Source organism: Paraburkholderia sp. GAS333, assembly GCF_050435665.1.
Classification (GTDB): Bacteria; Pseudomonadota; Gammaproteobacteria; order Burkholderiales; family Burkholderiaceae; genus Paraburkholderia; species Paraburkholderia fungorum_A.
Genome location: NZ_JBNDKS010000022.1, coordinates 1 through 2,506 on the forward strand (window position 1 = coordinate 1; position 2,506 = coordinate 2,506).

Annotated in this window: 2 protein-coding genes; one reads left to right on the forward strand and one right to left on the reverse strand. The window is 54.0% G+C overall.

Features of this window, described 5'->3' with window-relative positions; genetic code table 11:
- The first annotated feature begins 289 nt into the window (after window positions 1–289).
- The gene (locus tag ABH945_RS36055; protein ID WP_429253881.1) at window positions 290–1,549 is read left to right on the forward strand and encodes a hypothetical protein; all 1,260 of its coding nucleotides are present in this window, start codon (window positions 290–292) and stop codon (window positions 1,547–1,549) included.
- A gap of 32 nt (window positions 1,550–1,581) precedes the next feature.
- On the opposite strand, the gene ABH945_RS36060 is transcribed toward ABH945_RS36055, so the two are convergent.
- Window positions 1,582–1,971, reverse strand: a complete 390-nt coding sequence (locus tag ABH945_RS36060; RefSeq protein ID WP_429253882.1) for a hypothetical protein — start codon at window positions 1,969–1,971, stop codon at window positions 1,582–1,584.
- Window positions 1,972–2,506 lie beyond the last annotated feature (535 nt).

The window sequence follows — 2,506 nt, forward strand, 5'->3', positions numbered from 1 at the left end:
TTGCGGTCATCGCCTTCAACGAATCGCTTCATGAGTTACCCGGTCTCAGTGCGTTGATTGAGTTTAGGCGATTGATGTGTTTTCACACAGGCTGGACCCTCAACGGCCGTTGCGCCCAATGTTGGCCAGTGGCTCTTTTCGAAAATGCAGCAGCCATTCGATACGGTAGTCCGACAGATTAGCGGATGGCGTGGCCTCGGGTAATCGTAGCGATCCGCTACACTGGCAATCTCCCGCATGCTGAGTTGGGGTTTCCGAAATGCTTGAGTTTCAAGTTCGAGTCGATGACATGCCTAGGATCTTCAGGGGGCTTTCTGAAATCGTCGGGGACGCTAGTTGGAACAAGGTGGTCCACAATAAAAAACAGCATTCGCGGAGCAACGCATTTCTCCGCGAGCACTACGAGCGTGAGTACGCAATTGCATTTCAGCTTGCGAAGTGCAGTGAGCTGCTGACCAAGTACGGCAAATTGCCCGTGACCGAGCTCGCGCACCTTCATCATGCCTGTGGTTTCGCTGGCCAAACGCTGTCCATACTAGAAAGCTTGCAGGCGAAACACCGCAACGAGTTAGCCGGGAGGATTCGAGGTGCGCTCAAAAACTCTGACGATATGCGCGGCTTGCTACTGGAAATCGCAACCGCCACTCATTTTGTCCGTCGCGGAAACCAAGTTTTGTGGCCGGAGCACCAGACGGCAGGGTCTCCAATTGTGGGTTCCACCTACGATCTTCTCATTGAGGACGTTGGTCCGAATGGACTGGAAGTCGAATGCAAGTCGGTATCTGATGACAAAGGCCGGAAATTCCATCAGGAAGAACTGCTGGCTTTCCAGCAACTGATCAAACGAAGGCTTGAGCCCCTCGTCAAGAACATAAAAGCGGGCGTTGCAGTCACAATCACTGTACCTGATCGTCTACCGAAGTCGCATAAAGACTTGGAAGAGTTGGCTGACCGCGTGCGAGCTCAAGTACTGTCGAATGAAAGCAAAGTATTCGACGACGGCTCGAGTGTACGCGTCGCCGATTTCGACATCGCCTTGTTGAAAGATATGCCGATGATTCCAAACTCTCCCGCCGTACGTGCCGTGATTGAGAAAGTGACAGGCACACGAAACCGAAACGCGATGATTATTGGCCGACCGAACAGCGGCGCGATTGTATTTGTTCCGCAAAGTGCTCAAGACGATAGCGTACTTGCGGCGGCGTTCGATACGGCCGCTGATGCCGCGAAGAAGCAATTGACCAAGACACGGCCGGGTCTTCTTGTCCTTGGTTTCGATGGGATGGAGGCCGATCAGCTGCGGAGCGTCGCAGAGGATGACTTTGAGAACCCACAGAAACCGACGGCATTGCGCATTGGCGTTAGTCGATTTCTTTCTGGCGAATCGCGCGATCACATTGTAGGTATAGGGTTCGTCAGTCGAGGCACGCTCACGCCGCAGAGCGACGGGGCGCTTGATACGGGGGGCTCGGTCTACAGCTTCTCTAAAGAGGAGAGCTCTTTCTGGCACAGCGACTTCGCCAACATTTTTGGTGCCACGGGGACTTGAATCCCGAGCCTCGGATTGACGTGCTGGGTTTCCTATGCGTCTCGCTCACGTTGCTCAGCCACTTTCGGCGCCTTAACTCGCACCCATTTCCCCCGACCACCGGTTGCCGTGTACAGGATCATGAACAAGTAGCCGTCGCGAGCCATTTGCATGATCTCATCGGTCTGTTCAGCGATGCCTATCCATTGAGCCCCCACATCGAACCGATAAGGGATTCGCTGTGCCGGCGCCGGCTCAGTGATAATGAATGCCTGTTTGGGCTTTCGGTGTCGAAAGGCATACCACCAAGATTCGAAATACATTCCACCAAGGTTCGTTATGGTTGTCGGCCGATCGCCCACATTGAGCGCGGTGACCGTCACATAGCTCCGCGGGTCTTCGACTTCCCCGCCAACCATCTTCATTCCGGTTGAAACTGACAAATCGATCCTCGGGCCGGATCTGAGCCACTTATATGCGTCCCATCCGAGCAAGAAGGTGGAAACGAGAGCGGCGTAAGCCGCTATTCCCAAGGTCCACACTTCGTTTGAATTAAAGGCGTGCGGAGCGATTGTTATCATGGTCGTCAAGAATCGTCGTGAAGACTCACTATATACGCTTGATTAAGCAACACTCACGGTCGCTAGTCGAATGGCCGGAGTGTGTTCGATAGTCGCCACCTGAATGTCAGGGATTTCGAGCCGTCGATTGACCCTTCTTGGCCGCGTGCCGTCCGACGTAAATTGCCTATTTCGTTGTTCAAGCCTGGACGACGGCGGTCGGCAGGACGCGACCGAGACCGTGTGAGAACACAATTTCTGACGTTGAACGGCCGGTCTCGCTTCAGTTAGATCAAGTTCGGTCGATCTAGCTTACGCTTACCTGTGTCTCGCGAGTCTGGCAAAGCCCCCCGGGCTTTAACTTCCTGCAATCTTGATTGCCCTTATCGTTCCCGCGACACCGAGTATGTTCATGACC